Raw genomic sequence first — 25506 nt, 5'->3', positions numbered from 1 at the left:
TCAGCTATTCTCTACAATGGCTATTTCTTCTTGGGTTAAACCATAAAGTTCGTATACCATTTGATCGACTTCACGTTCTAAGGATTCGGTTTCAGCTTGTGGGTCTTCATTTTTAAGAGAAATAATTTCAACAACTTTTTCTTTAAACCTCACTTGATGATTTTCAGGTAAAACTATTATAGGTAAACTCTTTAATTCATTAACCTTGATTTTTGGAAATAAAGCATCGTCCTCTGAGAAGTAATTTCTGAAATAAAACCCATATAAACGACTATTTAATATTGATAAATAGTATTCTAATGAACCGATAGTCTCTTCTTTTTTAATTAAAATATATAAGGATTGATCCGCATACTGCTTATCATAATCTATGGACGAAATTAATGTCTTTCCAATAATTTGTCTCATTAAGATTTTATCATTTTCAAAATACCTAATACCTTTTGGAGACATTAACCATTTACCCCATTTAATATACATATCACCTTTTAGAGTTTGAAAGTTTTTAATGTGCTTACCTTTTATCTCCCGCTTATATACTTCATTTAGTTTCGTCTTTGAATGGTAAATTTTGTTTTTCACATCTTCATCATTTAGTTTTTCACCATTCAAATTAAGTCCATATCCTTTTTGATACGGCTTTATTCCATTAGACACATCTAAAACATCATCTATTTTATAAGGTGCATTATTAACTTTATCAATTAAAGTATTAATGATTGGATTTTCAGCGAAAAAAATTAAATTATTATTCCCACTCCATCTATCAACGTCAAATTCATATTGTGATTCTTCGGTTACATCTGTCCCAACTTTAACTAAATAATTATCTACAACGAAGGATTTTTTGATAGATATAATACAAGTTTCCACAGAAGCTTCTTCAAAAACATTTTTATTGTTCAGGTTTATAAGGTTTAAGATTTTATAGTTATCTAAAATTGACTGACGATATTTTCTTGCGTATTTATTAGAAAACCATGCATTTGGTATGATGTAAGTAAGTTCTCTATCCTTGAATAAAATACGCTTTAATGCTAATTCAGTAAATAAATAATAAATCTCTACATGACCAATTATAAAGTCGTATGAATTACGGTAGTAATCTATTTCCTTTAAATCTAATTTTACACCATACGGTGGATTCCCAATAACAGCATCAAATCCAATATAACTTCCATCTTCAGCCAATACCTCTGGAAATTCAAAACGCCATTCAAAGGCATTGTGGTAAATTGCATTATTAACAATTTCTTCTTTTTCTAAATAGGTCGCTTCCGCCTTTTCCTTTAACCTTTTCAGTTCGTCCTTTTCAGATTTTTTAATTTTCTCTCCAAAAGCCTTAAGATTTTTCAACCGTTCTTCTTCATTTATATAAGCACCCTGAGCTTTTTGGAATTTACTGATAAAGGTATTATCTAAGCTACTTGTGAAATTATGTTTTACCTCATTGATAATTTCTAACACTTCACGTTTCCTCTCTTTATTATTGGTCTCTTTATATTCAGCAACGGCATTCCTGTAATCTTTAAAAGAGTAGTTGACTTCTTTACCCTTGAATGCATCCTTAAGATCATCATCTAAATTAAAACGGCTTATTAAAGAGTTTCCAGTTTTAATGTTAATATCTATGTTAGGCAAGGTTTGAAGTCTGTTCTCATTGGTATAATAAGCGTTTTTAAGTAGCTCAATCCATAAGCGAAGGCGGCATATTTTTACTGAATTTGGATTGATGTCCACACCAAATAAACAGTTTTCAATAAGGGTCTGCTTTTCGTGGAATAAAGTGTGCTGTGTACGTGTACTTTCCTTATCAGTTGGTATATATTCAAATAGTAATCCATTATCATCTATAACATAAAGCTCATCATTTACGATTTCAATATCACAACGTAATGGCAAACCTTTGGCGTCTACCAAAATACCAAGTTCATTTTTTATGACTATCAACTCATTTAAGGCACTAACCAAGAAGTGACCAGAACCCACTGCGGGATCACAAACTCTCAGACTGTTTACAATGCCATTAAAACGCTTCAAATCATCGGTTTTGAAGTATCTGTGACAATATGATTTAAGGTCGTCAAAGGCCTCTATTTGGTCGTTCTCCTGTTCTTTGAACTTCTGGACTACTGTACGTCTTAAAGTCTCTCTACACATGTACATGGTGATGTAGGCAGGTGTGTAGAATGAACCCTCCTTGTAACCATTTATTTTCTCAAAAATTAAACCTAATACAGAGGCGTTAATTAAGGATTTGGCTTCTTGTGCATCTTCTATACCCTCATTACCATCGGTCGCAAAATCATAAGCATCCAGAAATCTGAATAGATATTCTAAAGTAGGTAGTTTACCTTTCTCACGTTTCCCACTGGCATCCTTTAAAATGGTATTGCTGTAAACCTTACATTGATCATTGCTTAAAGCAGATATTTCAAAAGCTTCAGATTCTAAGGTGTTACGTTCAAAAAGCGAGCTGTTGAGATAGGGAATATCCTTGTACTTATCTTTATATTTCGGATGCCTTTCATCTTCTTGCTTGGCTAATGCTGAAAAGAACAAATCATTTAACTCATCATAATCCTTGACAAATTTTGAATTTAAAAACTTGTACTTGGGGTCGTTTTTATGATAGGCTAAAAGTTGGGATTCCAATAACTTTAAAAATAAGATGCGATTAATCCAACCTAAGCAAAGTTCCAAACCTACATTGAATGCTTTTTCAGGCGAATTCTCAACACTTTTGACTCGTGGTAGATAGTCTCTGTCCTCTAAATGATATATGGCATTTTCTAATAGAGATGCATAGTCTCTCTCCTTTTCAGGTTTCCGACTGATTACTTTTTTGCCTTTATCTTTTACTTCTTCTAATCCGATGATGTGCAACAATTCATTATAGAAGGATTTGTTGAGCTGATTCCCATCATTACCAAAGGAATGCCCTAATAAATGAACATTGGAGAATATTTTATACAAGGTATTAAGGTGTGCATCACTTAATTTTTCAAAATTGGTTTTGGAGAAATCCAAATGCACAAAAGGTAAAACTTCCTCAATCTCTGCAATATATTTTTTAGCTATCTCATTATAAAAAAGTTCGTTTTTAGAAGTGTCTTTTAAACCATCCCTGAACAACTTATATTCTTTTATCAGCTCCTTATTCTTATAGAATATATTATAGAAATCCTCAGCTTTAAATAAAAACCATTCGTAACCATTGGTAGCAATCAGGTGCTTAATATTGTTATTTCCATTATCAACACGCTCCCTCAGATAATAAAGCAACAACTCTTGAAGTGCCTTTCTATTGAGATCATGCTCAGTTAGAAACTCTGATTTATTACTTGGTTTTTTGGCTTCAATGATAACGCCTATATCTGATTTTACGGTACTATCAAGATAAATGGCTAAATCAATTCTATCCTTTGTATTAATATAATTCTCAGAATAAAATGTAGAGGTAAAAAAGTCTTTAAAATGAGATTTAATGTGTTCCTCACTTTCAGCTCTATCATCACTTAGTTTCACGGCATCAATGCACCATTTTAATTGAGTGATAAAATTGGTTACATCTTTACGTAATGGTTTATGTTTTCTGTAAGCGGGATTTAAAGCTTTTCTTGTATTTGTTTTATTCATGGCTGGTTGACCTTTATAGGCTTAAAAATAGAAATCTTTTTATGGAAATGCCTTACATTCAGGAAATAAAAAAAGGACAACATTTCTGTCGTCCTTTCTGTAATCTCTTTAGTTCTTAATTATACCTCCAAATATAGCCACCCGATTGCTCCCGTTCTCCTCTACATACCCTACTAATACAGGTTTTAGAAACTCCAGTTTGCCTTGAAGCTTCTGCAGCTGATTCATATTTTTTTATTAGAACACTATTCAAATCTAATTGACAGACCATCTTTTTGCGATGATCTATTTGCCCTTCAAAGGACTCATCCTTATTGTATGACCAATAAAAACCTTTACAAGTTTTGTTGACTCCTAAACACACATTATTGATACTTTTTCTACTTGCATTTACTGCATTTCCAGCATCCTTAAGTGTTTCAAAAGTATTCATGATTTCTCCAGTATCCACATCATACTGGTACACTGTTTTTTTGAAACCACCACCAGAATCTGAATTATAGCCATTTTGCTGTGCATAGTATTCTATAATAAAATATTTTTCTTTTTGTGCCAATTCGTCCATGGTTGTAGCTGAATCAATCTGCTCCCAAGAAAAAGCCTCGGGACCATAAGTCCCGATTGCTTCATAAAATTTTCCTTGCTCTTGTCTTGTAGCTCTTTCAGTATGGTCAAGCCTTCTTTGATGAAGACTCGTTGTTGTTGCTCCGATATACACTTCATTAGTGAATAAGTTTTGAGCTTTATATATGATGTAATTATTCAATATTTTTATTTTATTATTTTTATAATTCCTTTTAGGAAGATCTTCTTGAACACCAGTGATAACAAGGGTTTCAATGAGTAATGACCACCACAAAAGCGATCATTCATTTTAACACAGGATTGTTTTGGAATTTTCTATAGACTGATTCTCCATATTAAAAAGAAACTTTCCATCAAGCCAATCCACTAACAACTGACGCATCCTGTTAGATGGGATAAACAAATTCATTTCCTTACTTCTTCGAATACATCCTCTCCACACCCATTGTATCAATTCAGATAATGCCCATAAATCTTCATTTAAAATAACATCTCTTTCTCTAAAGAAGTTTATAGTCTGAGGATCAAAATATCGATTAGCCAAATATGCCATTGATTCTTTATAACTATACTCATTTGAAGCTCGAGCATTAACTGGTATAAATCCTTTAGTATATCCTTTACCAGCAAGTTTGGATTTTGAGGATTTAAACGTTGTGTAAGCGTTTTGTTCAGATCCCGTTTTAAATACTCTTTTAAAAATATTTGATGTACTATCGCTAATACTTTTTTGTTTTTCTTTACTCAGATTCTCAATCCAAGTCTTACTAAAGGCATTTGATCGTGAAAAACTATTTGCACTTCCTTGATAAATATTTAATAGTTCTCTAATATTTAATAAATTTTCAAGTGATTCAGTTTTGTAGATGTTGAAGCCAATACCATACATCTTAAAATATGCCCTCAATAAACTACCCTCAAAGAGATATGTTAATATCTGAACTTCCTTAAACTCTGTGAAGATTTCAATAGGAAAAACCCAGACAAAAAAGTACTTATCCATATAAAAAACAGTACTATTATTACAGAGTTTTTTAACATGAGTAAAACCGGGATCATTATAATTATCATTAATAAAATTCACTTCATTGGTCTCATCATTAATGATAATTAACTCCTGATTCCTCAACATATTTATATCTACAGCTCCTATTTTAGTTATCTGTAATGGAGTCACAACTTCATCAAGAATTAAAATATAATCACTAAAAAAACTGAAATCACATTTTTTAAGACTCATAAATAATGAATGGGTAGAAATAATATTCTTTCCATCTGATGCCAATTTTAAAAATTGCGCTCTTTTATTTAGAGGCTTAAAAGATTTTTGAGCATTAAGATCTATTTCTCCATTTTCTTTAATAAGGTTGTAATCACAGTGATACTTTCCTGAACCTTGTTCACTTGAATCTAAGGGAACAAAGACATTATCGCTTCCAATGGCTTTCTGTACTCTTGATATCTCTGATAAAAAAGGAGTTATATAAATGTATTTTTTATCTTCCTTTTGGTATTGTAGCATTCTTTCAATTGCATCATAGGTTTTACCACTTCCCATAATCTGGTCATAAACTTTTACTTTTTTCATAAATTATATTATTAATTGTTTATAGTCATTCCACAATTAATATGATATGTTAATAAAAAAAAAGCAAAGCCAACTATCTCAAAATGTTCCATTGAAAAAACACCTTAATGTAGGGTGTCTCCTAATAAAACAAATGGTGTTGAAAATTTTTGAATCCGTTATTGCAAACGAAGTAAAAATATGCGCAATAACTTATTGTAGGTGGTTTTTGAATTCATCCATCATCATCGTCTCCTTCATCTTTATTCGAATCCTATGCAAAGGTACAACAAATATATGACATTTCCTAATTTTAATTCAATTATTATTACAATAAATGTTAATTTATTGATTTAATTGTAATAATTTGACCCTTTGGATTAAAAACATAGAGAATTCTCTAAAGTCTTCTCTATGTTTAAGAGCTCAATTCCTTTTTCAGGGGTTTTTTGATAAAGCTGAAACCGACTCAAAAGGTTTGATATCCAAAATACAGCATAACAGCTTACTTATTTTCATTCACTTAAAATATCAAAATGGTAATAGTAATACGCGACACCTTTAATGATGTACACCGTTTTCAGATCATTCGTTATCTTGACCTCTTCCACAAGCACGATCTGTCCTTTCTTTAGTTGCCCTACCTTGTTTAGCACAGTAACTTTGAAAGGACAGAAAAGCACTTTTAGAAGGTTGTTCCAAGTAACAATGTAAAGCTCCCTTGGAGAACTATACTTCAGCAAACTTGATAGTTCCTTGTCATTCATTCGCTATTTTTTTATAGATGATTAATGAATGGTTATTACAGCCGTTTTCTCCGAAACAGCTATGTAATAATTATGAGAGGTAAAAATTTGGTATGCCGTTGTGCGTTGAAACACCCAGATTATTCATCAGCTCGTACACATTGACATTACGTTCGTAGTTATTATCAATGTAAGAGGACTTGTTGGCGTGGGTCATCATATTGTAGATGTTCCATAGCGTAATATCCCCATTTGAATCTCTTCCAAAATCTGGACATCCATAATAATCTTTTACTATGCTATTGATTTGTCCATCATTTAAGGTCAATGGAAACACGTGTTTTTGCTCCGACTTGTCCATGTGCTGATACATCCTGAATTTCCCAATTAAGTGTGCAAACTGCCGTTCAGATAGCTTAAATCTACCCATCAGCTCCATCATATTTATATGCTCCTTTCTATTGTAACTCGAAAAGAGCTGTTCCATCTGTAACTCTAAATCCAGAATTGACCCAATACGAATATCATTTGAAAAACCATCTGTACTAATACACAGATTGGTACACACCTTATTCTGAAAACCTATAAAAACTTTGAATTTCTCCAATGATTTTCTGCTATATAAATTCTCTTGATTATAGGCACGTACACCTCCAATACATAATGCCAATTCACTTCCATGAACAAACTGCTTAACACTTGGAATTTCAATTATAAATGCACAGCGCTCATAATAAATGGTTTTTTCATGGTCCAGTAATTCTTTTGCTGGCTTACCAATGGCGCTCGGAATTCTTCCTTTTACCACATGGCTTACCCTTACTTCGGGATCTTGAACATGTAGGTCAGGAAATAGGTTTCTTGTAACTTCATATGCTTTATTGATAAATTCATAATGCGATATGGTAGATTCATTGTCCTTTGAAAATACAGGAATGATACAATCTTCTTTTAGATGATTCAACGTGACACTTTCTGTATTTCCCACAATAAAACTTGTAGATGGATTTGATTTTACTTCCACAGGATCATGGATCATATGTTGTGGATTAGGATTTGCTATTAGTTGCATTGCTTTGTGATTTAAATGGTTCTACGATTTGAGATTTATCAATAACTTGGTTCATATTGCTTTCAATCTCTTCTTTTCTTTTTATGATGATGGGTTGGATTTGTTTCTGCATTCCAGAATATTTAGAATACAACTGACGCAAACCTTCAATAGTAGTACACTCTTCTACCTCCTGTATTGCCTGATCTATTGACAAACCCATGTTACACCACTGCATAAGTTTTCTGCCTGTAGATTGATTAATTATGAATTCTGGTTTATCCATGAAAAGACCTGTTCTATCTTTAGATGCTTTTGCTAAATGCTTGTCATTAATCATTTCAAAATTTACCGTTAATTCATATTCATAGCCCTCACGAGTCACTTCTTTTAGACCATGTTTAGTGACCTTAGTTTTACCACTACTATCTTTATCCAACGCATAATCAATTTTACTCCTGACTGTAGTGATGACATGACATTTTGATTGGAGAATAGCGTCAATAAAAGCTTGATGTCTTGGTGAAACTTTTGCCCAGTCCTGGAATCTTCCTCCCAACTGTTCATGGATTTGAAGACAACCCCCCTTACCCTGCCATTCATGGGTTATAGAGTCCACAATAATGACTTCCATAGATGCGTTTTCACAGGTTTTAAGAGCCTCAATATAGCGCTCTGGTGTATATGGCTCATTCAATGACAGTACGTTAAAATCCCCCAAATGGGCGTATAGGTTCGCACTATTATTTTCAGTATCAATGATGGCTATTCTTGACCAGTCATTAGTAATACCATGGGCTAACAATAATGCGGAATAGGTCTTACCAAAACCAGATGCACCACTTAACCCTAACCTAAGCTTTACTTGGTGTCTTTTTGCTTGATGTAATTTCATAATATGATTTATTAGTTGATATAATTAAATTTGTTATAGATGCTATTCACAGAAAAATTGACAAAAAAATGACATAAAAAAAGGGTCTCCATTTCTGAAAACCCTTAATCTATTATCTTTTATATGATTAATTTACTTCCTCACTTATTACGTAGTGGTCTTGAATTACAGCTTCTTCCTCACTAACAAAACAGTAGTTGTGGGATAATGAAACAATCTCTCCTGTTTCAGGAATTGCATATTCATAAGGAGCAACTGCCACTTTTTTGATTGCACCTGGAAGTTGACTTCCAATTAGTGACTTACAGGTGGCTTCATTAAAAGTACAGGATACTCTCGCAGTTCGCGCAGTTAAATAAGTATTGTTAGTTTGTCTGCTCTTAACAGCTTCTAATCCACCTTGTACAATAAGTACGTGGAAATCTGACCCATCCTCTTCTCTTTGATAGGTTTTGTAATCTACAATTGTTACCATAGTTTTTTAATTTTTAAGATTATACAATATGCACGGGGGTATCCCGCAAACCTAAATAAGAGTGGGGGTTGATATTAGATTAACGCGCTCTCACGTTTTTAAAAGTGATTTAAAATTTGGTTCAAAAAAAATTTTTTAGTCCCAGAATATACTGCCATGAAAAAACTGAAGTGTCATCCTTTGGCATTTTGGGCATTTGTAATATCCTTTGGTGAGATCGTCTTTGAAGTATTTAATGAAGGTGTTTTTCCAAGTTTTAGCCCTGAGCTTTGGATTTGTGTAGGGAATTATCTCATCTGATTTACAGGTGGGGCATTTAGGAGAGGTGTCTTTTAAATTAGCTTGCACTACTTCACGACAATGACCACAGTAGCATGGAAAGAAATCCACAGTTAAATGATTGGCCATATTACCACCAGTTAAAATTTCAGCCCTTAAACCGCATTGACATTTTACCTTTACCTGTGCACCCATATTTGATTAGATTTATTAGAATGGCATTCCGCTCTCTACTTTAGGAAGAGGTAGATTACGGCATTCTTGAACTCGAAAGCTACGCTGACTTACTTGATCAATTACATATCTTATTATTAACAGATTTGTCACGGGATGATGGAAGCTATAAGTATTTGCATTAGGGTAGCAGAATTTACAGGTTGAAGTTTGTACAAGCAAAGCATTTATACCGTTTGATTTTATTTGATTGAAAACCTTATTGAGTTCTTCAATAAATTCGTCTTTATTATTATGTGAATAATCTGAGAATTCATCCACATGACTGAGTGGTGCGGTACTTAAACTGCAAAAAGCTTCAATCACTACTTCTTCCAATACTTTTAATTTCATTAGCAAACTAACAATACTCGTTAGTAACCATATTCTATGCTATCAAAACCTGACTCGTCCAGACCATAGCCGTTGATAGATTGATATTCCTCTAAAGCTCTATGAGCCATATCAACATAACTACTTGGAATATTAGTTGACTCTGTACTATTAAAAGCATGCCAGGATTTCTTGAAAAAACCCGCGGCATCATTTCTTTTTCTGTTGTTTAAGCATTCAACCCCTTTTTCGTAGTAGAATGCAATTAGTGCTACATCGCTCATATGTTATAATTTAAATTTGTTAATATCATCGTTGAAATACTCGTTTTTTTTATATCGAAGCTATCAATTTAAAAATCAAACTTCATCAATACCCCTAAACTTTTCTATTGTTTGTATTGAAGCTTTTAAAAAAATTGATCTTACTTCATAATCACTAATTCCATTGTCAAAAAAACTCTTAATATCCACATTAGCAATTTCCTCATACCCATTAATTGTATCCATTAAAAGAATATATCCAAATGGACTGTTTTTTAAACTTGAGGTGTTTTCAATATTAATTAACACATGGTTATTTATATTATTAGAAATTATACTGATAATTTTTTCGTTTATTAGTTCAAATGGCGAATCCTCTTGAATTAGGTCTTTATTTTGTACTCCAGAATCTTTTAATTTTGTGTTTACTCTATTTACAAAGGATTTTTTCATTTCTGCAATCAATTTATTAGTCGGACAATCAGCATCCTGTAAAATCTCATCTACACGCTTACTGAAAGAATTTTCGGAAGCTCTCATTAAAAGATTAGTGTCATAATTTACTTCGTTATTACCAGAACTAAATATGAATTTAAGAAGAAAATACAGAAACAATACACTACCTGCTACAACAATAAAATACATAAAAGTGTCCATATCTTCAACCTGCTATTTTTATATAACTGACTGTAAATAGTAAAATCCCGAAGAAAAAAGTTAAAAGAACTGTACTAAAACATCCACCTCCCTTTTTAACATATCCTCGACTTAAAGCCCTATATTCTTCTCTCAAAAAATGAGTAGTTGTAATTTCCCCTATAACTTGTGCCCATTCCCGCTCTGAAATGTCATTTTGAAACAGTCTTGATTCTGTTGTTAATATAGTTCTAAAACCAATCATGGTAGCCAAACTAAAATACACACCTCCACTCTTGTGAGGTTTTAGCTCATAATAATCAAAGCCTTTCTTAAAATTTGCAAGAGGGATAAAGTAAGCATATAATATAGAATCGTTAGAACACAAAACTGGGTTCTTATCTCTTATATAAAACATCAAGGATGGCGTGTAATTTGGAAACTTGTCTTTTATCTTCATTCAATAGCTTTTTTATTAATTACTGATAATACTTCGATGGCACTAATTGAAGTGAAGCTATAGCTGCTTAGCTCTTGAGCTGTTCGCAAATTATTATAAGTATTCTGAATTAGACTAAACACTATAGACATATTAGGAATTGCCAACTTTATCAAGTCAGGATCATCTTCAATTCCCAATAAATACACACATAAGATTAACATAGGAATATTGTCACAGTACTCATTTACAATCCTTTCTATCTGATCATTACTTATTGCTACACCAGAGTAATGCATGCAGTAAAATTCCTCTATTAATTCTGTAGCGCCATATTCTAAATCGTAGGATGTATAATAATCATCAAAATAGGCTCGGGTCATTATGTTTGTTAGCAACACGGGATTATTATCAACACTTGAGAATAATCTAATTAAGTCGTGGTTATTCATTTTTTTGGTTAGTTTAAATTGCAAAGCTTACTTAATATATTATCCTCTTGGTTATTCATTTGACCATCTGAAAGTCCAACTATCATATGAAAATTGACAATAGATTTCCGTTGATTTTTGGTTAATTTTTGAAAAAGTGTTGTTTCCATTTTATTATATTTATTATTACTTTATTCAATAAACTGAGTTGTTTATAATCACTTAGAGATAATGTTACGCTTGATAGTTCTATTTAACAAAAAGGTCGTGATCATTCTCAAATTAATATTTGTTTGTCCATTTACGCTCCGATATTATCCAATTCTAAATCTCCTCATAATGGATTCAAGATGTTAAATATAGTAATTATTAGATTAAGTGCAAATTTAATCGATGAAATGCATATTGGAGTTTGAAAGTAACTTTAAACTTAAATCACGATATTATTATAGAAGAATAAGCACTGCAAAACTATCGCAATACCTATTCTTCATCTTAATCCTATTTTAACTTTTTACTCACTTTCATCATTTCAAGGCTTATCTTTTTCTGCACAACTTTACCATAGCTCTCCTGAGTAATTTTCATGTTGGAATGCCCCAAAAGCTCACTCACAATCTCCATTGGCACATCATTATAAAGCAAGACTGTTGATGCAAAAGTTCTACGAGCTGTGTGGGTTGTGAGATTCTTGTCAATCCCCGTGAGGGCTGAAATCTCCTTAAGAAAGGTGTTATAACGCTGATTACTGATATTAGGAAACACCCTTCCTCTATCTTTCTGGTACACCCTAAGCACCTCTAAAGCCTTTGGTAAAAGTGGTACAGAGAATGGTTTTGAGGTCTTTTCTCTATTCATTTGAATCCATAACTCACCATCGAAGCCCTTAATAATGTGTTTACTTTCAAGATTAGAGATTTCATAATATGCCAGACCTGTATAGCATGAGAAAACAAAGAGATCCTTGACCAGTCTTAATTTTGGATGATCTAATTGTGCTTCTTCAAGAGTTTTTAATTCATCAGTATCTAAAAACACAACAACGGGCTTTACTGTTTTTGTCTTGTATAATAAAAAGGGATCTACATCCAAATATCCTTCAGCCACAGCTGATTTAATAGATTTCCTAAACCGCTGTATGGATTTATTAATAGTGATCTGTTTTTGATTTTTAACAGTTTTTAAATAGTATTCAAAATCATGTAACCATTGTAGATTAAGACTGGTCAATCCAACGTCATTAACCTTGAATTTATGCTTAATAAAAGCTTTGACATCATTTCCTACATAATTGAACTTATTGTAGGTAGATTGCTTTATATCCTTTCCTATAAGCCCTTTTACTCCCGTTAAAAAAGAACAATAATAACTGTAAACATTCTCCTCATTCTTAACCATTCTACCAGAATAGATATTCATAATGTCAGCAACATTAAAGTTTGAACCTTTTAGTTGCAGTTTTAAATGAACAGTCTTTAATTTTTGAGATATTATAGATAACTCAGCATTGATGACTATAGCATTTTGATCGTGTAGTTCTACAAGTTGTTTTTTAGGATTCCAAGCTGTGGGATTTACAAATTGACCCGTTGAAAACTCTCTACGCTTTTTCAGATAGGTTATTCTGCAATAAATAGGGCAAACTCCTTTTTGATTTGTTTTAGCCTTGTTCAGATAGAACAAAACTGACATGATTTGATGTTTCATTACCAATTGATTTTAAGTTAGACAATTGGCATACAATTCAGGTTCTTTATATAGGGACACCCAGCTTTTAAAATGGGACACCTAATAGGACACCTAATTTTCAGAAATTCAACAGATAAGTGGACAAGGTCTCGTTTTATTAAAAACCTTGAATACTGCTGTATCCGCTATGAAACCCATAAAACAAAAAAGCCATTACTTTCGTAACAGCTTTGTTTGCTCCTCTTCTTGGGCTCGAACCAAGGACCCTCTGATTAACAGTCAGATGCTCTAACCAACTGAGCTAAAGAGGAAGGTTAATTATATATTTATTAGTACATTCTGATATTTCAGAATTTTGCTATTTTTTAAGAACGATAACCGAAACGCTTATGGTGCGTTAAGGGGTAAGGTATCATACCTTATTTTGAGGATGCAAATATATTGCAATTTTTAACTTCAGCAAAACAATTTTGAAATATTTTTAATTCGTTATCGCTTTAAATATATCATTGCCATTGGCAAACAATACTAACAAGATGATAATCATGAATCCAACAACTTGAGCGCCCTCCATAAACTTTTCGGATGGCTTGCGTCCTGAAATCATTTCATATAACAAAAACATGACATGGCCACCATCCAACGCAGGGATAGGCAATAAATTCAACACGCCCAACATGATGGATAGAAACGCTGTAATACCCCAAAAATACTCCCAGCTCCACACACTTGGGAAAACATCAAAAATGGCTTTAAATCCGCCCACACCCTTATAAGCGCCTGTACTCGGACTAAATATTAATTTTAACTGGGTAAAGTACCCGGATATCTGACTCGTAAACCGATTATATCCTACAACAAAACTCTCACCAAGTGCATATTCCTTTTTTACAATCTTAAAATATCCCAATTCAGCAAACTTATTAGGAGAGCCTCCAGTTTGAATGCCCAATTTACCTTGATCATCAACTTTAAGACTGACCGTTTTTAATTCGCCATCTCTTAAAATCTCAGCACTAACAGTTTGTCCTTTTAAAGACATTAGAACATCCTGAGCTTGGTCAAAATACTCTACAGAGCGTCCTTCAATGGTTTTTATCACATCCTCCTTCTTGAGATCTGCCGATTTATTTAATGATGAGTCGCTGACTTTCCCTACCATAAATGGCAATCGAAGTTCAAAAAGACTGCGGTTCTTACTGGTAGAAAGTTGCCCCAGAAAGTCTTCGGGCAAGGTAATGGTCTCCGTCACGCCGTCACGCTCTATGGTAATCTTTTCAGCACCAATTAAATTGGCTCTAATATCTGATTCGTTGACCACTTTAGTATCTCCAACCTGTACAATATGATCGCCGGTTTTAAATCCTAAATCATTCAACAAGGGATTATCAATGAGATAGCCTCCTTTTATGCTCTGTGAGTCAATGTCCGTGTCGCCATATCCAAAGGCCATAAAGACGTAAATAAAATAAGCTAAAAGAAAGTTGACCGTTACCCCACCCAGCATAATTATAAGGCGCTGCCACGTAGGCTTAGAGCGAAACTCCCACGGCTGGGGAGGTTGTGCCATTTGCTCCTTGTCCATACTTTCATCAATCATTCCTGCTATTTTAACATAGCCTCCAAGGGGCAACCAGCCGATGCCATAAACGGTATCGCCAATCTTTTTCTTAAACAAACTGTATTTGATATCAAAAAACAAATAGAATTTTTCTACACGTGTTTTGAATAGTCTTGCTGGGATAAAGTGACCCAACTCATGCAATACGATAAGTAAGGATAAACTCAGTAAAAATTGAGAAATTTTAATTACAAACTCCATTGATCTCTTTTCAAAAAAATTATAAGGCACAAAAGTAGTCTTTTCAGCCCATTTAGAAAACTAATACGTTTCTATTAGCTAGTTTTTTAACAGCGATTTATTAATCCGCCCCCTATTGGTATGGAGTTCCACAAAAAACAGACCTGTAGAAAGTGCGGACAGATCAATAGCGCCATTCCAACCTGATGTCAGAATGAGCTGACCCATCGCATTGTATAGGCGGACTTCATCAACGGTCAGTCCATCGGGTTTATTAATACTAAAGCTGTCTGAAGCGGGGTTGGGATAGAGCTTGATTTCCGTGTTTAGAAACCGTTCATCGGTACTCAAAACAACACTATTGTTGTTAGAAATAATATCAAATTCAGGATCGATGACAATTTCCGCCACCATAAAGTCAATGGTTTTTGTAAAATTCTCTTGATTGGTCGTATGATCCAAAACCAGATCCATAGTTTCTCCCGAAGTACCGATCAATCGTATGGGCAATTGCAGCTCAAAAAAGGATACGGAAGCGTGAGTTGGTATTTGCTCTAAATAGATGTTTAGCTCTGTAGAAATGGTTTGCGACCATTCTAATGTAAACCTGGGATAGCCTTCTCCATAGAGCCAATCTTCAAAAAATTCGGTCAAATCCTGACCGCTGGAATGCTCCATGATTCGGATAAAATCAGTTGTTTTAGCATAGCCGTAGGCATGATCAGGATGGTTTAAATAATTCCGCAAGCCTTGAAAAAAATCCGTATCACCCAATTGCTTTCTGAGCATGTGCAAAACCATGCCGCCCTTATTATAAGACAGCCGCTGATTAAAGATGCGACCAACACTTAAAGTATCGGCATCTGTTAAAAACACCGATCCGCCAGGTGCAGCAGTAATTGAGCCAACCATTTGTTGTTTCCAATTTTTAAAAGAGACATCGTCATCTAAGTTTTCAACCACAAGCCCAGACAGATAGGTAGCAAATCCTTCGTTGAGCCAAATATCTTTCCAACTGCCGCAGGTTACTTTATTTCCAAACCACTGATGTCCTAATTCGTGCGCAATTAAATTCCGTCCAAAACTTCCCATAAAGGACACGGTGGTATGCTCCATACCGCCACCCCATCCAAATTGGGCATGTCCGTATTTTTCATCGGCATAAGGATATTCACCAAAAAGCGTACTGAACAGATTCATGATATCAACCGTTACAGGGGTTTGCAATTGTACAGTGGCTAAGTTTTCCGGATAAACGTAATTAACAATTTCAAAGGGGTTGCCATTATTGGTCACCGTATCAGAATACACGGTATAATTGGTCACTGCAATGGCTACCAAATAGGCCGGAATGGGGTAATTATGTCTAAAATGGGTGGTCTTGTTGCTACCACTGACAACCTGCGATTGTTCCAAACCATTGGAAACAGCCACATAGGTATCGCCGTCAGGATTGCTTATTGGGGTTTTAATATAAACGTCAATACTATCAATTTTATCAATTAGATCTTGCTTACATGGCCACCAACCTTTAGCACCGTAGGGTTCAGAAAGTGTCCATAGCACTGGTTTTCCAGCGTGTGTATTCACCTCAAAAGACCCAAAGCCAGAGCTCACGGGATTACCTGAATACCTGATGGTCAAAGAGTCTAACACGCCAACAGCCTGCTCTTCAGGAAGCGAAACGACCAATTCGTCATCATTATTTTGAGTAAACACCAGCGGACTGCCACGTTGCAAAACTTCAGATACGGTCATATTATCGGCCAAATCAAATACAATCTGATTTAAATTGGAGGTGGCTTCAAAATGAGTGGTCACAGCGCCACTTATAAAGGCCACTGACGGATCGACCTCAAGTTCCAACCTGTGATATTTCACATCATAATTTCCCGTATTGGCATTGGCGCGCATTTGCATTCGGTTTAATGCAGATGCCATCTCAGCTTTTCGTAAGTCATTAAATGAATCGTTTTGCGCAATTAAAAAAGACGTGAAAATTAAAAAAAGAACTCGAGTAATGATTTTCATGAAACACAATTTTAAGATTAAAAATACCCCTTTTGATCCTTATCTGTTGTATTTTTGCATCATATCTCACACAACATCTTCAAAATAATTAAAAATGCTATCTTTTTTTAGAGAATATAAGTTTTTTGCCATCTTTTTGTTCTTCTTATCGGCCATCATCGTAACCATCATATACAATGTTTTGACGCCCAAAAAGGTGCTTCCCGTTTACCAACCTACCATGGTAAATTTTGAAATGGTAGACAGTACTTTGCAATACCAGAGTAAATATCACAAAATTGCCGATTTCAGTCTCATCAATCAAAATGGCGATACGGTGACCCAAAAAAATTACGAAGACAAGATTTATGTGGCCGATTTCTTCTTTACAACCTGTCAGACCATTTGCCCAATCATGACTGATCATATGGCCCAGATCCAAAAGGCAACCTTAACGGATGAAGACATTATGCTTCTCTCTTATTCCGTGACACCAGAAATTGATGATGTGGACCAATTAAAACGTTATGCGATTGAAAAAGGGGTCATTGACGAAAAATGGAATTTAGTTACAGGCGATAAAAAACAAATTTATGAATTGGCAAGGAAAAGCTATTTGGCAGTAAAGACAGACGGTAACGGTGATGAATATGATATGATCCACACCGAAAACTTTATGCTTATTGATAAAAAACGTCAAATCCGTGGTTATTATGATGGCACGCAACCGGAGGATATTGAAAAATTGCTCGAGGACATTAAAATCCTGAAGAACGAAGGGTAGAAGGATTGGGGATTGGAGATTGTTGATTGAGGATTGTTGATTGGGGATTGTTGATTTTTGATTTTTGATTGGAGATATTTGATTGTTGATTTTTTGATTGTGATTTAAATATCAGAAACCTTTATTTTAAATCTTAAAAACTTGAGTACCGAATAATGGATTTCGAAGTCTAGTTTCTGTTTGAATAGCGATGAGTTTTTTTTCAGACACGTACCTGCCCGAATAAAGGTTTTTGCAGCAACTACCCATTTACCAACCAATACCTTCCGAGTGCTATAAGTTATGACCGGGAGGTTCACTGAGAACTCGGAGCTTCAAATAGCAAAAGGTCATAATTACTGCATTGCTGACTAAAAGTTAATTGTTATCGGTAAACATCAAACTTTACGGCCTACACTCTAAATTTTGAACTTTGATCTCCAAAATTTTAACCTCTTTTTTATATCTTTGCCGAACTTTAACCTTAAAAAATTAGTATAGCATGCAACTGTACAATAACTTAAGCGCTAAAGAAAGAGCTGAACTCATTGCGCAGGCGGGCAAAGACCGTTTGACCATCTCTTTCTATGCCTACGCCAAAATTGGCAATCCAAAAACACTTAGAAATCAGTTATTTTTAGCGTGGAACGCACTTGATGTCCTTGGGCGCATTTACGTAGCTCATGAAGGCATCAATGCCCAATTGTCTATTCCCGCGGATAATTTTGAGGCCTTCAAATCTCATTTGGACAGTATCCCATTTTTAGAAAATGTACGACTCAATATTGCCATCGAGCATGATAATTTTGCGTTTTTAAAGCTTAAGATTAAGGTACGCGATAAGATAGTGGCCGACGGATTGAACGATGCTACTTTTGACGTGACCGACATTGGCGTACATGTCAATGCCGAACGATTCAATGAGCTCATTGAAGATGAAAACACGGTGTTGGTGGACATGCGAAACCATTATGAAAGTGAGATTGGCCATTTTAAAAATGCTGTTACTCCTGATGTGGATACGTTTAGGGAATCTTTAGATATTATTGAAGAAGATTTGAAAGATCATAAAGAAGATAAAAATCTGGTTATGTATTGTACAGGAGGTATCCGTTGCGAGAAAGCAAGTGCCTACTACAAACATAAAGGTTTTAAAAATGTATTTCAGCTGGAAGGTGGCATCATCAATTACGTGAGGCAAATTAATGATAAAGGTCTTGAAAACAAGTTCATAGGAAAGAATTTTGTGTTTGATCAACGGCGCTCAGAACGTATTTCTGACGATGTGATTGCGCAGTGCCACCAATGTGGGGCTCCTGCTGATCTGCATACCAATTGTGCCAATGATGCGTGTCATCTGCTATTTATACAATGTGAAGCTTGTAAGGAAAAGATGGATAATTGTTGTTCAACAAATTGTATGGAAGTGCATCATTTACCTTACGAAGAACAAAAAGAACTCCGAAAAGGCCAAGGAAACAGTAATGACATCTTTAAAAAAGGACGTGCAGACCATTTGCCTTACAAACAAGACTTGCGGAATATTTTTGAAATTCTAAACAAATAAACCTCACGAATGTAATTCCAAGTGGTGGGATTTAATACTTTGAGACTTGCTTTAATTGAGAAGATAATTCCCTATTCAAACCTCGGGGCTTGCCCGCCCCTGTTTTGAACTTCTTGATTTTATACGACTCCATTGGAATACGGTCGAGCAGGCTAACCACATCCCGACCGTAATTGATTGAATTAGACTTTTTACTCTTTAACCAACTTAATGGTTTTTTGCTCATTGTTAATGCCTTCCAATTTTAAAAAGTATAAGCCTTTTGACAACGATTCCAGATTGATTTCTTTGATGCTTTCCACGCTATTTGTTTTAGCCATGACTGTTTTCCCTAGAATATCGACTACGGATGCTTTTTTGACAGGACTGTTGGATTGGATATTGACCACATCATTAAACGGATTTGGATATACGGTGATGGCCTCAAAATCAGAATCTCCCACACTCAAGGTGCCTACCGTAAATTTATGATCTACTATTTTGCCTTGGTAGGTGGCACGCCAGGTCCATTCGCCAGGGAGAGACGGCGCACTAATAATCCAATACCAATAAGAACTGTCGTAATTATCCGCTAAATTGAAGTCCCAATTGTTATATATAGTGCCGTTTGGTCTTAAAACTCTTAAATTAATCTTTGTTCCCGCAATTTGGTCTCTTAAATACACCGCAAGATGAACTTGTTCACCAGGTTCAAAAGTATTTTTCTCATTCGTGGTTTCCTGATTCGGGCAATCAGGAAATACTGGAGGTGCTGAGTGTGTTAGCACAGCATTTATATTCGGATTGACATAAGGCTTTTGATCCTCCCACCAAGAGTCGGTATTCAAATCGTTACAGTCGCCCGCATAAGGATCAACCAACACATCCTGTCCTTGACCATTCCATTCTATCTCTGAATACACTTCAAAGTGCAAATGTGGTCCTGTTGAATTGCCGGAACTTCCCACAATTCCAAGATATTCACCACGCTCTACAATATCCCCAACATTTTTTGAGGTAGGAGAATCTTTTTTCATGTGACCATAAAGTGCCACACTCCCATCGGCATGTTGCACATATACAGCATTCCATTGATTAATATTAAACGAACAGCTTCTATCAGATTGGGTTCTCGCTATGGCAATAATTTGTCCTGGGGCCGCAGCTACAATTTCTGCCTCATCATTATCCATCATTTTCCAAGCAAAAGGCCAGGTAAAAATATCTACACCCAGGTGGTTATAACCGTCATTGGTGTCATAGGTTTTCGTTCCGCAATTATAGTCTAAGAGCTTATTCGGAAATTCGGCGTTATGATCAACATAATTGGAAATGGCCCAAACATCATTGTAAGGAGCACCATCTTTCATTTTCACCGGCCAACTAAATAGCGTTGTAGGCGCACGTTTTTGAATCTCATTATGAGCCAGTCTGTTTTGGGTTTTTAATAGCGAAATGTTCGACCTAATATCATTAAGGACTTCCATACGCTGTTCGTCGGTCAAACATTGTGTCTTGCTTTCATTAAATTTATATTCGCCTCCGCCAACGGTTGAAGAAATAGCCTGCGAAAAAGACTGAATTGAGCCTAATAAAAAACTAAATATAATCAGTAGTGTAGTGTTAATTTTCATAATGGTTGGTGTTTATTGGTTATTTAGATAACAACGCAATTAAATTAAATTGTAAGCATAAAATGATCTAAATTTTAAGAAGTGAGTTTATAAAAATATAAAATAATCTGTAATATGCTGCTATAAAGCTTCTTATAATTTATTGTAAGTTTTCAATCAGTTACATGATTTTCAATTATATAACTGAAATAAATAATCTTATCTTTACGTTTTGAAATAAGATGGCTTTGTAAGTTCACCAAATAATGTATTTGTGGTGTCCAAAGGCATGATTTATTAATCCTCATTCGTTAGTAAACGAATTATATATATAACATAACATGAGTTGTAACAGTTGCTCAACCGGTAAGGACGGACAACCAAAAGGATGCAAGAACAATGGTACCTGCGGCACGGATAGCTGCAATAAATTAACAGTTTTTGATTGGTTGGCCAACATGTCTCTCCCGCAAGGAGAAGAGCCTTTTATCGGTGTCGAAGTACGTTTTAAAAATGGGCGTAAAGAATATTACAAAAACACTGAAAATTTAACGCTAAGCATTGGTGATGTTGTGGCCACACAAGCACAATCTGGTCATGATATAGGTATGGTAACCCTAACCGGAGAATTGGTCAGGATCCAAATGAAGCGTAAACATATTAAGCTTGATAATGAAGAAAAAGTCTTAAAAATTTACCGCAAAGCATCACAGCGCGATATTGACGTGTGGTCTGCCGCACGTGACAAGGAAGAGCCGATGAAGGTCAAGGCGCGACAATTTGCCATCGACTTGAATTTGAAAATGAAAATTTCTGATATTGAATATCAAGGTGATGCTAGTAAAGCAACCTTCTATTATACTGCTGAAGAGCGTGTTGATTTTAGAGAATTGATTAAGTTGTTTGCGAGAGAATTTCGCACTCGGATTGAAATGAAACAAGTTGGTTTCCGTCAAGAAGCTGCCCGTTTAGGTGGGATCGGGTCTTGCGGACGCGAATTGTGTTGTTCTACTTGGTTGACCGATTTTAGATCGGTCAGTACCTCGGCGGCACGCTATCAACAATTGTCTCTGAATCCGTTAAAATTGGCAGGACAATGCGGCAAGTTAAAATGTTGCTTAAATTATGAGTTGGATTCCTATTTGGACGCCTTAAAAGACTTTCCTAAAATGGACGTCAAACTCTATACTGAAAAAGGAACTGCAATATGCCAAAAAACCGATATTTTTAGAGGGTTCATGTGGTTTGCCTACGAAGGAGAATGGATGAATTGGCACAAACTGACCACAGATCAAGCTAATGAGATTATCGCCTTAAACAAGAAAAAAGAGAAGGTAGTCAGCCTTGAAGATTATGCGTCCGAATTGATTGAAGATGTGAAATCTGATTTTGAAAATGTTGTTGGTCAGGATAGTCTAACCCGGTTTGATGCTCCCAAACGTAAAAGCAAACGTCGAAATACGAAAAGCCGAAACACGAAAGGCAGAACGAAAAGATCAGATCCAAAGAAACAAGCTGGCGATACTAAAAAGCCGCAGCATAAACCGGCTCAAAAATCAGGTCAAAAGAAACGCAGAAAACCAAACCCGAATAAATCCAATTCTAACGATGCCAAATAAATTTTCTTGGATTCTTTTAACCACTGCACTTTTGCTTTACAATTGTGATTCCAATCAAATTTTTGACGAATATAAATCTGTCCCTAACCAATGGCACAAAGACCGTTTGATTACGTTCAGTGTGACACCTCCAGATTCAACAAAGCTTTATAATTTATTCATCAACATTAGGAACACCAACGATTATAAATTCAGCAATTTATTTTTAATCGCAGAAATAAACTTTCCACACGGCAAAACCTTTAAGGATACCTTGGAATACCAAATGGCTAAACCTGACGGAACCCTGCTGGGCCAAGGATTCACAGATATTAAAGAAAACAAATTATGGTTTAGGGAAGCCGTGAGATTTGACGAGCTAGGAGAATATACTATCACCATTCAGCACGCCATGCGTAATAATGGGGAGGTTAACGGCGTTGATAACTTAGAAGGTATTACAGATGTTGGTTTCAGAATAGAACCCGCAACGAATTAATTTAGATTATGGCAAAAAAGAAAGCAGCTACCAAAGATTTTTCCAAATATATCCGATGGTTTTGGTTAACCATTTTAGGAGGTATATTATTAGTTGTTCTGGTATTCTTCTTAGCATCGTGGGGCGTTTTTGGTGAAATGCCAGACCATACGCGATTGGAAAACCCAACGACCAATTTGGCTACTGAAATTATTTCTTCAGATGGCGAATTGATTGCAAAAATATATCATAATGATAACCGTACTCCTGTGGAGTATTCTGACTTACCCCAAGATTTAGTTGATGCATTAATTGCTACGGAAGATGTGCGCTATAGACAACATTCCGGAATTGACGCCAGAGGCACGTTAAGGGCCATATTTACCTTAGGAAAGGGCGGTGGTGCCAGTACGATTTCACAGCAATTGGCAAAACAATTATTTCATGGAGAGGGTTCCAAAGATATTTTGGGCAGAATTACCCAAAAAGTAAAGGAATGGATTATTGCCATCCGTTTGGAACGCCAGTACACCAAAGAAGAAATTATTGCCATGTACTTCAATATCTACGATTTTGGGAATAATGCAGCCGGTATTCGTAGTGCGGCAAGGATATACTTTGGTAAAGAGCCTGCGAATTTGGATATTAAGGAATCGGCAATGTTGGTTGGGATGTTCAAAAACTCATCACTCTACAATCCGAGACCTACACGTAATCCTGAAGGCACCAAAAACAGAAGAAATGTGGTCTTGAACCAGCTCGAAAAATACGATTATATCACCGAGCATGTGAATGACTCCCTTAAGAAACTCGATTTAGGATTGCGTTACACACCTGAATCACACCGCGAAGGCCTGGCAACGTATTTCAGGGCTTACCTTACCGAATTTATGAAAGATTGGATTAAAAACAATCCAAAACCAGACGGAACCGGACTATATAGCTTGTATGATGACGGTTTAAAAATTTATACAACCCTTGATTCCCGTATGCAACAGTATGCGGAAGATGCGGTACATGAGCACATGGCAAGATTACAAGCGGAGTTTTTTCATCAAAACACCCCTGATCGGAATAAAACTGCTCCATTTTTAGATTTAAAGCCTGATGAAATCTCTAGTCTTCTTAACCGAAGTATGCGTCAGTCTGAACGTTGGCGAAAAATGAAAGCCAACGGCAAAAGTGAAAAGGAGATTTTGGCATCCTTTGATGTACCCACACCAATGACCGTATTTTCATGGAAAGGTGAAATCGATACCATCATGAAGCCGGCAGATTCCATGCGCTATTACAAATCATTCCTACATGCTGGTATGATGTCTATGGAGCCCCAAACAGGTCACGTAAAAGCTTGGGTTGGCGGTATTAATTACAGACATTTTCAATATGACCACGTCAAACAAGGAAAACGTCAGGTAGGATCTACATTTAAGCCTTTTGTTTATGCTACGGCCATTGACCAATTGCATTTATCGCCTTGTGATACGTTTCCAAATACAAAAATCACGATTGAGGCAGGAAAATTTGGCAATCCGCTACCATGGAGTCCCGATAATGCCAATAGAGAATATGGCGGATTTAGAACCTTAAAAAGTGCTCTGGCAAACTCCATTAATACCGTCACCGCAAGATTGATGGACAAGGTGGGGCCACAACCGGTTATTGATATGGCCAAAAATTTAGGTATTGAATCTGATATCCCTCCAGTTCCAGCCATCGGGTTGGGAACACCAGATTTGAGTGTTTATGAAATGGTGGCAGCTTACGCCACATTTGCCAATAAAGGCGTTTATACCAAACCCGTAATGGTAATGCGAATTGAAGATAAAAACGGAACTGTACTTTATCAATTTACTCCTGAAACAAGAGATGTATTGAGTGAAGAGGTGGCTTATGTAACTACGAATTTGATGGAAGGGGTCACGCAATCTGGCTCGGGCGCTCGTTTAAGAACGGTTGGCGCTGAAAAATGGAATCCTGTATACAAGGAAATCATGACCGGCTATCCTTATGCATTAACAAACCCAATTGCAGGTAAAACCGGAACCACACAAAACCAAAGTGATGGATGGTTTATGGGCATGGTGCCCAACTTGGTCACAGGCGTTTGGGTTGGTGGCGAGGAGCGTGCCACCCGATTTAGAAGTCTTGCCTACGGCCAAGGTGCTTCGATGGCCTTACCAATTTGGGGACTCTATATGAAAAAATGCTACGCCGATAAAGATCTTGACGTGTCCACAGGTGAATTTGAACGTCCCGAAAATCTTTCCATAAATGTAGATTGCAGTAAACATAATGAAGAAACCGCATCCGATGCTGATAGTATCGATGATCGTCTCGATTTTTAATCGCTTTTTGACATTAAAATCTATAATTAAAAACGGTAAACTAGCATTACCGTTTTTTTATTTAAAATCATAAAAATTGATTTAATCAATTAGGCCCGCCATTACTTC

At 35.6% G+C, this 25506-nt stretch carries 23 protein-coding genes and 1 tRNA gene; 5 read left to right on the top strand and 19 right to left on the bottom strand.

All coding sequences use genetic code 11. The features are described from left to right. The 18 genes from H3Z82_RS14530 to H3Z82_RS14445 all read right to left on the bottom strand — a co-directional run bounded on the left by H3Z82_RS14530 (position 1) and on the right by H3Z82_RS14445 (position 17073). Complete coding sequence (locus tag H3Z82_RS14530) at positions 1 to 3639, bottom strand: type IIG restriction enzyme/methyltransferase (RefSeq protein WP_182206233.1); 3639 nt, start codon at positions 3637 to 3639, stop codon at positions 1 to 3. Positions 3640 to 3754: 115 nt separating this feature from the next. Then, a complete protein-coding gene (locus H3Z82_RS14525) occupies positions 3755 to 4498 on the bottom strand; it encodes an NUMOD1 domain-containing DNA-binding protein (RefSeq protein WP_235982455.1) in 744 nt (247 codons plus the stop codon). Between the two features lie 15 nt (positions 4499 to 4513). Further along, positions 4514 to 5812: a hypothetical protein gene (locus H3Z82_RS14520; RefSeq protein WP_182206232.1), complete on the bottom strand. Its 1299-nt coding sequence runs from the start codon at positions 5810 to 5812 to the stop codon at positions 4514 to 4516. Positions 5813 to 6306: 494 nt separating this feature from the next. Then, positions 6307 to 6558 (bottom strand): hypothetical protein, encoded by a 252-nt coding sequence (locus tag H3Z82_RS14515; RefSeq protein WP_182206231.1) that lies wholly within the window; start codon positions 6556 to 6558, stop codon positions 6307 to 6309. 70 nt (positions 6559 to 6628) lie between these two features. After that, positions 6629 to 7609 carry a DUF3871 family protein gene (locus H3Z82_RS14510; protein ID WP_182206230.1) on the bottom strand — a complete coding sequence of 327 codons (981 nt, stop codon included), beginning with the start codon at positions 7607 to 7609 and terminating at the stop codon, positions 6629 to 6631. After that, positions 7587 to 8483, bottom strand: coding sequence for an AAA family ATPase (locus H3Z82_RS14505; protein ID WP_182206229.1), 897 nt, complete (start codon positions 8481 to 8483; stop codon positions 7587 to 7589). Before H3Z82_RS14505 ends, H3Z82_RS14510 begins: the two co-directional genes overlap by 23 nt. 127 nt (positions 8484 to 8610) lie before the next feature. Then, on the bottom strand, positions 8611 to 8958 hold the full coding sequence (locus H3Z82_RS14500) for a hypothetical protein (protein ID WP_182206228.1): 348 nt from the start codon (positions 8956 to 8958) through the stop codon (positions 8611 to 8613). A 135-nt stretch (positions 8959 to 9093) separates the two neighbouring features. Next, positions 9094 to 9432, bottom strand: coding sequence for a hypothetical protein (locus H3Z82_RS14495; RefSeq protein WP_182206227.1), 339 nt, complete (start codon positions 9430 to 9432; stop codon positions 9094 to 9096). Between the two features lie 15 nt (positions 9433 to 9447). Further along, positions 9448 to 9804 (bottom strand): hypothetical protein, encoded by a 357-nt coding sequence (locus H3Z82_RS14490; RefSeq protein ID WP_182206226.1) that lies wholly within the window; start codon positions 9802 to 9804, stop codon positions 9448 to 9450. A 20-nt stretch (positions 9805 to 9824) separates the two neighbouring features. Next, positions 9825 to 10067, bottom strand: a complete 243-nt coding sequence (locus H3Z82_RS14485; RefSeq protein WP_182206225.1) for a hypothetical protein — start codon at positions 10065 to 10067, stop codon at positions 9825 to 9827. A 75-nt stretch (positions 10068 to 10142) separates the two neighbouring features. After that, a complete protein-coding gene (locus H3Z82_RS14480; protein WP_182206224.1) occupies positions 10143 to 10703 on the bottom strand; it encodes a hypothetical protein in 561 nt (186 codons plus the stop codon). A gap of 4 nt (positions 10704 to 10707) precedes the next feature. Beyond that, positions 10708 to 11142, bottom strand: a complete 435-nt coding sequence (locus H3Z82_RS14475) for a hypothetical protein (protein WP_182206223.1) — start codon at positions 11140 to 11142, stop codon at positions 10708 to 10710. Beyond that, the gene (locus H3Z82_RS14470; RefSeq protein WP_182206222.1) at positions 11139 to 11519 is read right to left on the bottom strand and encodes a hypothetical protein; all 381 of its coding nucleotides are present in this window, start codon (positions 11517 to 11519) and stop codon (positions 11139 to 11141) included. Before H3Z82_RS14470 ends, H3Z82_RS14475 begins: the two co-directional genes overlap by 4 nt. A 62-nt stretch (positions 11520 to 11581) precedes the next feature. Then, positions 11582 to 11722 carry a hypothetical protein gene (locus H3Z82_RS14465; RefSeq protein ID WP_182206221.1) on the bottom strand — a complete coding sequence of 47 codons (141 nt, stop codon included), beginning with the start codon at positions 11720 to 11722 and terminating at the stop codon, positions 11582 to 11584. 331 nt (positions 11723 to 12053) lie between these two features. Then, positions 12054 to 13259 (bottom strand): site-specific integrase, encoded by a 1206-nt coding sequence (locus tag H3Z82_RS14460; protein ID WP_182206220.1) that lies wholly within the window; start codon positions 13257 to 13259, stop codon positions 12054 to 12056. Positions 13260 to 13478: 219 nt separating this feature from the next. Further along, a tRNA-Asn gene (locus H3Z82_RS14455) sits at positions 13479 to 13552 on the bottom strand. Positions 13553 to 13722: 170 nt separating this feature from the next. After that, a complete protein-coding gene (gene rseP / locus H3Z82_RS14450) occupies positions 13723 to 15063 on the bottom strand; it encodes an RIP metalloprotease RseP (RefSeq protein WP_182206219.1) in 1341 nt (446 codons plus the stop codon). A 78-nt stretch (positions 15064 to 15141) separates the two neighbouring features. Further along, entirely contained in the window at positions 15142 to 17073 is a 1932-nt protein-coding gene (locus H3Z82_RS14445) for a M1 family aminopeptidase (protein ID WP_182206218.1), read from the bottom strand. 94 nt (positions 17074 to 17167) lie between these two features. Here H3Z82_RS14445 and H3Z82_RS14440 point away from each other — a divergent pair, with 94 nt between their 5' ends. Next, the gene (locus H3Z82_RS14440; protein WP_182206217.1) at positions 17168 to 17836 is read left to right on the top strand and encodes an SCO family protein; all 669 of its coding nucleotides are present in this window, start codon (positions 17168 to 17170) and stop codon (positions 17834 to 17836) included. A gap of 481 nt (positions 17837 to 18317) precedes the next feature. Then, positions 18318 to 19382, top strand: coding sequence for an oxygen-dependent tRNA uridine(34) hydroxylase TrhO (gene trhO / locus H3Z82_RS14435; RefSeq protein ID WP_182206216.1), 1065 nt, complete (start codon positions 18318 to 18320; stop codon positions 19380 to 19382). A gap of 191 nt (positions 19383 to 19573) precedes the next feature. Here trhO and H3Z82_RS14430 read toward each other — a convergent pair whose 3' ends face one another. Then, positions 19574 to 20995 carry a peptidoglycan DD-metalloendopeptidase family protein gene (locus tag H3Z82_RS14430; protein ID WP_182206215.1) on the bottom strand — a complete coding sequence of 474 codons (1422 nt, stop codon included), beginning with the start codon at positions 20993 to 20995 and terminating at the stop codon, positions 19574 to 19576. Between the two features lie 320 nt (positions 20996 to 21315). Here H3Z82_RS14430 and H3Z82_RS14425 point away from each other — a divergent pair, with 320 nt between their 5' ends. The 3 genes from H3Z82_RS14425 to H3Z82_RS14415 are packed head-to-tail and all read left to right on the top strand — an operon-like array spanning position 21316 to position 25398. Continuing rightward, entirely contained in the window at positions 21316 to 22593 is a 1278-nt protein-coding gene (locus H3Z82_RS14425) for a PSP1 domain-containing protein (protein ID WP_182206214.1), read from the top strand. Then, on the top strand, positions 22583 to 23071 hold the full coding sequence (locus H3Z82_RS14420; protein ID WP_182206213.1) for a gliding motility lipoprotein GldH: 489 nt from the start codon (positions 22583 to 22585) through the stop codon (positions 23069 to 23071). The genes H3Z82_RS14425 and H3Z82_RS14420 overlap by 11 nt, the downstream gene beginning before the upstream one ends. Positions 23072 to 23079: 8 nt before the next feature. After that, positions 23080 to 25398 carry a penicillin-binding protein 1A gene (locus tag H3Z82_RS14415; RefSeq protein ID WP_182206212.1) on the top strand — a complete coding sequence of 773 codons (2319 nt, stop codon included), beginning with the start codon at positions 23080 to 23082 and terminating at the stop codon, positions 25396 to 25398. Positions 25399 to 25506: the final 108 nt, after the last annotated feature.

The organism is Gelidibacter maritimus (assembly GCF_014062315.1).
Taxonomy (GTDB): domain Bacteria; phylum Bacteroidota; class Bacteroidia; order Flavobacteriales; family Flavobacteriaceae; genus Gelidibacter; species Gelidibacter maritimus.
This window is presented reverse-complemented; position numbering and strand designations above follow the sequence as displayed.

Bases quoted from the DNA above. Each gene is read 5' to 3' on its own strand.
- H3Z82_RS14475 (WP_182206223.1), bottom strand. From the start codon at position 11,142: ATGAAGATAAAAGACAAGTTTCCAAATTACACGCCATCCTTGATGTTT.
- H3Z82_RS14420 (WP_182206213.1), top strand. From the start codon at position 22,583: ATGCCAAATAAATTTTCTTGGATTCTTTTAACCACTGCACTTTTGCTT.
- H3Z82_RS14480 (WP_182206224.1), bottom strand. From the start codon at position 10,703: ATGGACACTTTTATGTATTTTATTGTTGTAGCAGGTAGTGTATTGTTT.
- H3Z82_RS14495 (WP_182206227.1), bottom strand. From the start codon at position 9,432: ATGGGTGCACAGGTAAAGGTAAAATGTCAATGCGGTTTAAGGGCTGAA.
- H3Z82_RS14500 (WP_182206228.1), bottom strand. From the start codon at position 8,958: ATGGTAACAATTGTAGATTACAAAACCTATCAAAGAGAAGAGGATGGG.
- H3Z82_RS14460 (WP_182206220.1), bottom strand. From the start codon at position 13,259: ATGAAACATCAAATCATGTCAGTTTTGTTCTATCTGAACAAGGCTAAA.
- H3Z82_RS14465 (WP_182206221.1), bottom strand. From the start codon at position 11,722: ATGGAAACAACACTTTTTCAAAAATTAACCAAAAATCAACGGAAATCT.
- H3Z82_RS14530 (WP_182206233.1), bottom strand. From the start codon at position 3,639: ATGAATAAAACAAATACAAGAAAAGCTTTAAATCCCGCTTACAGAAAA.
- H3Z82_RS14515 (WP_182206231.1), bottom strand. From the start codon at position 6,558: ATGAATGACAAGGAACTATCAAGTTTGCTGAAGTATAGTTCTCCAAGG.
- trhO (WP_182206216.1), top strand. From the start codon at position 18,318: ATGCAACTGTACAATAACTTAAGCGCTAAAGAAAGAGCTGAACTCATT.
- H3Z82_RS14415 (WP_182206212.1), top strand. From the start codon at position 23,080: ATGGCAAAAAAGAAAGCAGCTACCAAAGATTTTTCCAAATATATCCGA.
- rseP (WP_182206219.1), bottom strand. From the start codon at position 15,063: ATGGAGTTTGTAATTAAAATTTCTCAATTTTTACTGAGTTTATCCTTA.
- H3Z82_RS14510 (WP_182206230.1), bottom strand. From the start codon at position 7,609: ATGCAACTAATAGCAAATCCTAATCCACAACATATGATCCATGATCCT.
- H3Z82_RS14440 (WP_182206217.1), top strand. From the start codon at position 17,168: ATGCTATCTTTTTTTAGAGAATATAAGTTTTTTGCCATCTTTTTGTTC.
- H3Z82_RS14425 (WP_182206214.1), top strand. From the start codon at position 21,316: ATGAGTTGTAACAGTTGCTCAACCGGTAAGGACGGACAACCAAAAGGA.
- H3Z82_RS14430 (WP_182206215.1), bottom strand. From the start codon at position 20,995: ATGAAAATTAACACTACACTACTGATTATATTTAGTTTTTTATTAGGC.
- H3Z82_RS14490 (WP_182206226.1), bottom strand. From the start codon at position 9,804: ATGAAATTAAAAGTATTGGAAGAAGTAGTGATTGAAGCTTTTTGCAGT.
- H3Z82_RS14520 (WP_182206232.1), bottom strand. From the start codon at position 5,812: ATGAAAAAAGTAAAAGTTTATGACCAGATTATGGGAAGTGGTAAAACC.
- H3Z82_RS14445 (WP_182206218.1), bottom strand. From the start codon at position 17,073: ATGAAAATCATTACTCGAGTTCTTTTTTTAATTTTCACGTCTTTTTTA.
- H3Z82_RS14485 (WP_182206225.1), bottom strand. From the start codon at position 10,067: ATGAGCGATGTAGCACTAATTGCATTCTACTACGAAAAAGGGGTTGAA.
- H3Z82_RS14505 (WP_182206229.1), bottom strand. From the start codon at position 8,483: ATGAAATTACATCAAGCAAAAAGACACCAAGTAAAGCTTAGGTTAGGG.